This is a genomic window from Nocardioides limicola (assembly GCF_016827675.1).
Taxonomy (GTDB): domain Bacteria; phylum Actinomycetota; class Actinomycetes; order Propionibacteriales; family Nocardioidaceae; genus Nocardioides; species Nocardioides limicola.
In genome coordinates, this window is record NZ_JAERJA010000016.1 from 44,131 (window position 1) to 51,205 (window position 7,075).

Genomic DNA, 7,075 nt, shown 5'->3' on the forward strand with positions numbered 1-7,075 from the left:
CATGGAGCTCCCGGACAAGTTCGCCCCGCTCGGCCTCACCTTCGACGACGTGCTGCTGCTGCCCGGCGAGTCCGATCTCAACCCGGCCGAGATCGACACCACCAGCCGGCTGACCCGGGAGATCTCGATCAAGGCGCCGTTGATCAGCGCCGCCATGGACACCGTCACCGAGTCGCGGATGGCGATCGCGATGGCCCGCCAGGGCGGCATCGGGGTGCTGCACCGGAACCTGTCGGTGGAGGATCAGGCCTACCAGGTCGACCTGGTCAAGCGCACCCAGACCGGCATCATCTCCAACCCGGTCACCATCGGCCCGGACGCGACCCTGGAGGAGCTGGACCACGTCTGTGGCCAGTACCGGGTCTCCGGCCTCCCGGTGGTGGACAGCGACTACCGACTGCTGGGCATCTGCACCAACCGTGACCTGCGGTTCACCCCGGTCGCCGAGTGGGCCACCACCAAGGTCAACGAGGTGATGACCCCGATGCCGCTGGTCACCGCGCCGGAGGGGATCAGCCGCCAGGCGGCCACCGAACTGCTGCGTCAGCACAAGCGCGAGCGGCTGCCGCTGATCGGCGAGGACGGTCGGCTGGCCGGACTGATCACCGTCAAGGACTTCGTCAAGTCCGAGCAGTTCCCCGACGCCTCCAAGGACGCCGACGGTCGGCTGCTGGTGGGTGCGGCAGTCGGCTACTTCGGTGACGCCTGGACCCGGGCGACCACGCTGGTCGAGGCCGGCGTCGACGTCCTGGTCGCCGACACCGCACACGGCCACGTCCGGATGCTGCTGGAGATGGTGCGTCGGCTGAAGACGGATCCGGCCACTCGCCACGTGCAGGTGATCGGCGGCAACGTCGCCACCCGGGCCGGCGCCCAGGCGTTCGTGGATGCCGGCGCCGACGCCGTCAAGGTCGGCTTCGGCCCCGGGTCGATCTGCACCACCCGGGTGGTCACCGGTTGTGGCGTTCCGCAGATCACCGCCGTCTACGAGGCCTCACTGGCCTGCGGGCCGGCGGGAGTGCCGGTGATCGCCGACGGCGGCGTGCAGCAGTCCGGCGACCTGGCCAAGGCGATCGTGGCCGGTGCCGAGACGATCATGGTGGGCTCGATGCTGGCCGGCTGCGAGGAGTCCCCGGGGGACGTCGTACTCGTCAACGGCAAGCAGTACAAGGCCTACCGGGGGATGGGCTCGATGGGCGCGATGAGCAGCCGGGGCAAGAAGTCCTACTCCAAGGACCGCTACTTCCAGGCTGAGGTGAGCAGCGACGACAAGATCGTCCCCGAGGGCATCGAGGGGCAGGTCGCCTACCGCGGACCGCTGTCCGGGGTGGCCCACCAACTCATCGGCGGCTTGAACCAGTCGATGTTCTATGTCGGCGCCCGGACGATCCCGGAGCTGCAGGAGAAGGGCCGCTTCATCCGGATCACTCAGGCCTCCCTCAAGGAGAGCCACCCGCACGACATCCAGATGACCGTCGAGGCGCCCAACTACACCACGTCGTGACCCGCTGACTCCTCCTCTAGACTCTTGCGAGTGACCGAGATCGAGATCGGCCGCGCCAAGCGCGCCCGCCGGGCCTACTCCTTCGACGACATCGCGATCGTGCCCTCGCGGCGCACCCGCGACCCCGAGGAGGTCAGTGTCGCCTGGCAGATCGACGCCTACCGCTTCGACCTCCCGGTGGTGGCGGCGCCGATGGATTCGGTGATGTCCCCGGAGACCGCGATCGCGCTGGGCCGCTTCGGTGGCCTCGGCGTGCTCGACCTCGAGGGACTGTGGACCCGGTACGAGGACCCCGCCCCGCTGCTCGACGAGGTCGCGGCGATGCGGGGGCCGGCCGCCACCGGCCGGTTGCAGGAGATCTATGCCGAACCCGTCAAGGCGGAGTTGATCACCGCCCGGCTCAACCAGATGCGCGACGCGGGTGTCACGGTGGCCGGGTCGCTGTCCCCGCAGCGGACCAAGGAGTTCGCCAAGTGCGTGGTGGACGCCGGCGTCGACATGTTCGTGATCCGCGGCACCACCGTGTCGGCCGAGCACGTCTCCAGCCAGGCCGAGCCGCTGAACCTCAAGGAGTTCATCTACGAGCTCGACGTCCCGGTGATCGTCGGTGGCTGCGCCACCTATCAGGCGGCCCTGCACCTGATGCGCACCGGCGCGGCGGGGGTCCTGGTCGGATTCGGTGGCGGCGCCGCCCACACCACCCGCACCGTGCTCGGGGTGGCGGTGCCGATGGCCTCCGCGGTGGCCGACGTGGCCGCCGCCCGTCGCGACTACCTGGACGAGTCCGGTGGTCGCTACGTGCACGTGATCGCCGACGGGTCGATCGGCCGCAGCGGCGACATCTCCAAGGCGATCGCCTGCGGTGCCGACGCGGTGATGGTCGGGTCGCCGTTGGCGCGGGCGTCGGAGGCTCCCGGTCGTGGCTTCCACTGGGGTGCCGAGGCTTGGCACCCGCTGCTGCCTCGCGGCGAGCGGGTCGAGTTCGGCAGCGTCGGCACGCTGGAGGAGATCCTGTTCGGCCCCTCCCGGGTCGCCGACGGCACGATGAACCTGATCGGCGCCCTGACCCGGTCGATGGCCACCACCGGCTACACCGAGCTCAAGGAGTTCCAGCGGGTCGAGGTCGTCGTCCAGTGACGCCGTGAACCTGCGCGTTGCGGCGGGCCAAGGGACCTCCGTCTCGGGCGACCTGACCACCAATGTGGCCACCGCGGTCCGGCTGGTCGATCGAGCTGCCGACGCAGGGGTCCGGCTGTTGGTGCTGCCCGAGGCGTTCCTGACCGGGTACGACGAACAGGTCTTCGCCGGGCCGTTGCCGGACGCGGAGGATGTGGCATGGCTGGCTCCCCTGCAGGAGGCGGCAGTGCGCGCGAACGGCACGGTGGTGACCTGCCTGCCGTTGCTGCGCGCCGGCGTACCCCGGCTGGCGATGCTGGTGGCGCAACCCGACGGGCGGGTGGACTTCCCCTACGACAAGCAGCACCTCGACGGGGTTGAGAAGCGGTACTTCACCCCCGGTGACCACGGCACTTCGCTGCGGATCGAGGGCGTCGAGCTCGGCCTGTCGATCTGCTACGACGGCTGCTTCCCCGAGCACGCCCGGGCAGCAGCGGCCGACGGGGCGATCGGCTACCTCAACTCCGCGGCGTACTTCGCCGGTGGCGAGCACCGGCGCGACGTCTACTACGCCGCCCGCGCGGTCGAGAACGGCATGTACGTCGTCTTCGCCGGGTTGACGGGTCGGTGCGGGCCGAACCGGTTCATCGGCGGGTCGGCGGTCTACGACCCGGAGGGTCGGGCAGTGGCCCGGCTGGGTGAGGAGGAGGGGTTGGCCATCGCCGAACTCGACCCCGAGTTGGTGGCGGCGACGCGGGCTCGGCACACCATGCTCGCCGATCATCGTGGGGATCTGGGAGAGCGTCGCTATGGCTGAGGCGTTGTGCCCCACCTCACGGCCCTCGGCTGCAAGGATGGGGTCATGAGCATTCCCTCCGCGCTCAACCCGCAATCCCGTCAGGCATCCATCGCCGCGTTGACCGCGCCGGAGGTGGAGCTCGACGTGCTGGTGGTCGGCGGTGGCGTGGTCGGTGTGGGCACCGCGTTGGACGCGGCGACCCGAGGTCTGTCGACGGCCCTGCTGGAGCAACGCGACCTCGGCTCGGGCACCTCGAGCCGGAGCAGCAAGCTGATCCATGGCGGATTGCGGTACCTGGAGATGCTCGACTTCGGTCTGGTCCGCGAGGCGCTCTCCGAGCGGGGCCTGCTGCTGACCCGGCTGGCGCCGCACCTGGTGCAGCCGGTGCCGTTCCTGTACCCGATCTCCCGGTGGGAGCGTCCCTACGTCGGCGCTGGGGTGGCCCTCTATGACGCGCTGGCGAGGATGGGCCGCTACGACGTCGGTGTGCCACGGCATCGGCACCTGTTCCGCAGGCAGGTCGCCCGGATCGCGCCGGACTTCCGCAGCGAGGAGGTCACCGGCGCGATCAAGTACTGGGACTGTCAGGTCGACGACGCCCGACTGGTCCTCACCATCGCGCGCACCGCCGCGCACCACGGCGCGCATGTGCTGACCCGGGTCAAGGTCACCGGCTTCATCCGGGAGGGGGAGCGGGTGGTCGGCGTCTCCGCACGTGACCTGGAGACCGGGCAGGAGATCACGGTCCGTGCCCGTGCGGTGGTCAACGCGGCCGGGGTGTGGACCGACGAGATCCAGGAGATGGTCGGCGGTCGGGGAGCGCTGAACGTCCAGGCCAGCAAGGGCATCCACCTGGTGGTGCCGCGGGACCGGATCCGCTCCGAGGCGGGGTTCATCACCAAGACCACCGTGTCGGTGCTCTTCGTGATCCCGTGGGGCCGGCACTGGATCATCGGCACCACCGACACCCCCTGGGGCCTCGACAAGGCGCATCCGGCAGCCAGTCGCGCCGACATCGACTACGTGCTGGACAACGTCAACAAGATCCTCCGCGAACCCCTCACCCACGACGACGTGGAGGGCGTGTACGCCGGGCTGCGGCCGCTGCTCACCGGTGAGTCGGAGCCGACCAGCAAGATCTCGCGAGAGCACACGGTGGTCACACCGGTGCCTGGCCTGGTGATGATCGCGGGCGGCAAGCTCACCACCTATCGGGTGATGGCCAAGGACGCCGTGGATGCGGCTGCGCACTCGTTGCGTGCCACTTCGGGCGGTGACGTCCGTCGTTCGATCACCGACCGGGTGCCGTTGGTGGGGGCGGACGGCTATGAGGCGCGGTCCAACCAGCGAGTGCTGCTGGCGCGACGGTCCGGGTTGCATGTGGCCCGGATCGACCACCTACTGGGCCGGTACGGCGGGATGATCGATGACCTGTTGGGGCTGATCGCGGAGCGCCCGGAGTTGGCGGCCGAGTTGCCCGGGGCTGAGGACTATCTGCAGGCCGAGGTGGTGTACGCCGTCACCCACGAGGGCGTACTGCATCTGGATGACCTGTTGATCCGGCGTACTCGGGCAACGTTCGAGTACTTCGACCGTGGCGTGGCCGCCGCCGAACCTGCTGCCCGGTTGATGGCAGCGGAGTTGGGCTGGGACGCCGAGCGGACCGCCAGCGAGGTCGACCACTATCTGCGTCGCGTGGAGGCGGAGCGGCGCAGTCAGGCGATGCTCACCGACCAGGAGGCCGACGAGGCGAGGGTGCGGTCACGCCACGGCGTGTGACTCGCTGAGCCGGGACGGTTTCAGCAGGTGTGGCAGGGCACCCCGTTGATCGTCTTCACACCGTTGGTCCGCGACCAGCCGACCGTGCGTCTCGGCGTCCAGGCGCGGGCCTTGTGGAACCCGGGACGGGACACGATGACCCGTACCTTGATCCGGGAGCCGGCGTGGCGGCGACGCAGTGGGAACTCCTTCTTGTTCCGGAGCCGGGGCAGCGGCCGATAGCGGGAGGCGTCGGGCCGCTTGATGAACCATCGGTACTCGATGCTTTGGGGCCTCGGTGTCCAGCGTCTGGGCTGGACCTTGGCGCTTCCTCCCACGATCACGAACCCGTAGATGGTGGGAGGCATGCTCTGGTGGAAGACCCCGGGATAGACCCTCTTGGCGGCGCTGACGACCTGCACCGGATCGGCGTCCGGGTGGTGGGCCGTCACCGCCACCTGCAGCATCGCGTCGAGATGCCGGAGTCGGGGCTCGAACATCTGGTCGGTAGCCCCTGCTTCTGGCTCTCCGTCCACCAGCCACTGGTAGCTGAACTCGATGTCGGGGTACTCACTGTGGTTCCACCTCCCGTAGTTGGCGTACGCGTACCCGCGGACACGGGGCACCCCGCCCACCTCTGGAGGAATCTCATTGACCAGACCACGTGGGGACGGGCCGTCGGTGGCCGCCGCCGCGGTCAGGGGAAACATGCTCGCGATGAGGAGTCCGAGAGCCGCAACGAGAATGACAGCGGCATTGCTGAGCCGGGGGGTCGTCCGAGATGACATGCAGCCACCCTAGGGGCAGCGGGGTCCTCACTGTTCCCCGTGTTTGGGCGAGTCCGACTGTGTCAGGATCGAGGGATGACAGCCGTACCCGAACCCGTTCAGGCCATGGTGGATGCGATCAATGCCGGTGACACGGAGGCATTCGTACAGGCGTTCACCGCCGATGGCTTCATCGACGACTGGGGCAACGTACGCCGGGGGCCGGACGGCGTACGCAGTTGGGCGAGCACTGATGCGATCGGGCAGCAGGCCCGGATGAGCGTGGTGGAGGCCGAAGTGGTCGGGGACCGTGTGACCACGACCTTCGAGTGGGCGAGCAACCGATTCAACGGGACGTCGACGGGCATCTTCGACGTGGCGGATGGTCGGATCGCGGGCTTCACCATCGGGCCGCACTGAGCCTTGTGCGCCTCCGTGAGGCGTGCCATCGTGGGGCGTTCAGCGACCTGGGAGGATCGATGGCATCACTGAACCCGTACCTCAACTTCGCCGGCAACTGCGCGGAGGCGTTCGACTTCTACAGGTCTGTCTTCGGCGGTGAGTTCGACGGCCTGATGAAGTTCTCGGACGCTCCACCCGATCCGGCAGCGCCGCTCGACCCCGCGTTGGCAGACCTGGTCATGCACGTGTCCCTGCCGCTGGGCGACTCGGTGCTGATGGGATCCGATGTTCCCGCCGAGATGGGCACGGTGACGCCGGGCAACACCGCCTATGTGTGTGTGAGTCAGGACAGTGTCGACGAGGGGGCCAGGGTCTTCAACGGCCTGACTGCCGGCGGCGACGTGGAGATGCCCTTCGGCAAGCAGTTCTGGGGCGACTACTTCGGCAGCGGCACCGACAAGTTCGGGATCAAGTGGATGGTCGATGTCGCTGACCCGGAGGCAGGCACGGGCGGCTGACCCCCGTCCACTGAGTGGGGGCCGTGTGGATCGGCGGTCGGTGGCGTGGTTCGGCGGTCGAGTAGCGAGCGTCAGCGAGCGTATCGAGACTGTGAGTCTTTCCTTGCAGCCCGTGTGCTGGTGGGCTGTGGTCGGTGACCGCGGTTGTGACTCATATCGAGACTGGCTTCGTGCCTTTCCTGGGACTTGTCCGGTCGTGGTCGCCGGCCCC

General features: G+C 68.8%; 7 protein-coding genes. 6 read left to right on the forward strand and 1 reads right to left on the reverse strand.

What is annotated here, in order from left to right; translation table 11 throughout:
• Nucleotide 1: 1 nt before the first annotated feature.
• Genes guaB through JKG67_RS18005 form a run of 4 tightly spaced genes read left to right on the forward strand, consistent with a single transcriptional unit; the run spans nt 2 to nt 5,198 of the window.
• A complete protein-coding gene (guaB, locus tag JKG67_RS17990) occupies nt 2–1,504 on the forward strand; it encodes an IMP dehydrogenase (RefSeq protein WP_203338733.1) in 1,503 nt (500 codons plus the stop codon).
• Nucleotides 1,505–1,534: 30 nt separating this feature from the next.
• Complete coding sequence (locus JKG67_RS17995; protein WP_203338734.1) at nt 1,535–2,641, forward strand: GuaB3 family IMP dehydrogenase-related protein; 1,107 nt, start codon at nt 1,535–1,537, stop codon at nt 2,639–2,641.
• Between the two features lie 4 nt (nt 2,642–2,645).
• Entirely contained in the window at nt 2,646–3,437 is a 792-nt protein-coding gene (locus JKG67_RS18000; RefSeq protein WP_307816623.1) for a carbon-nitrogen hydrolase family protein, read from the forward strand.
• A 45-nt stretch (nt 3,438–3,482) separates the two neighbouring features.
• Nucleotides 3,483–5,198, forward strand: a complete 1,716-nt coding sequence (locus tag JKG67_RS18005; protein ID WP_203338735.1) for a glycerol-3-phosphate dehydrogenase/oxidase — start codon at nt 3,483–3,485, stop codon at nt 5,196–5,198.
• 20 nt (nt 5,199–5,218) lie between these two features.
• Here JKG67_RS18005 and JKG67_RS18010 read toward each other — a convergent pair whose 3' ends face one another.
• Complete coding sequence (locus tag JKG67_RS18010; protein ID WP_203338736.1) at nt 5,219–5,803, reverse strand: hypothetical protein; 585 nt, start codon at nt 5,801–5,803, stop codon at nt 5,219–5,221.
• A 237-nt stretch (nt 5,804–6,040) separates the two neighbouring features.
• On the opposite strand from JKG67_RS18010, the gene JKG67_RS18015 reads away from it, so the two are divergent.
• Both JKG67_RS18015 and JKG67_RS18020 read left to right on the forward strand, forming a co-directional pair.
• Nucleotides 6,041–6,364: a nuclear transport factor 2 family protein gene (locus tag JKG67_RS18015; RefSeq protein WP_203338737.1), complete on the forward strand. Its 324-nt coding sequence runs from the start codon at nt 6,041–6,043 to the stop codon at nt 6,362–6,364.
• A 59-nt stretch (nt 6,365–6,423) separates the two neighbouring features.
• The gene (locus JKG67_RS18020) at nt 6,424–6,864 is read left to right on the forward strand and encodes a VOC family protein (RefSeq protein ID WP_203338738.1); all 441 of its coding nucleotides are present in this window, start codon (nt 6,424–6,426) and stop codon (nt 6,862–6,864) included.
• Nucleotides 6,865–7,075: the final 211 nt, after the last annotated feature.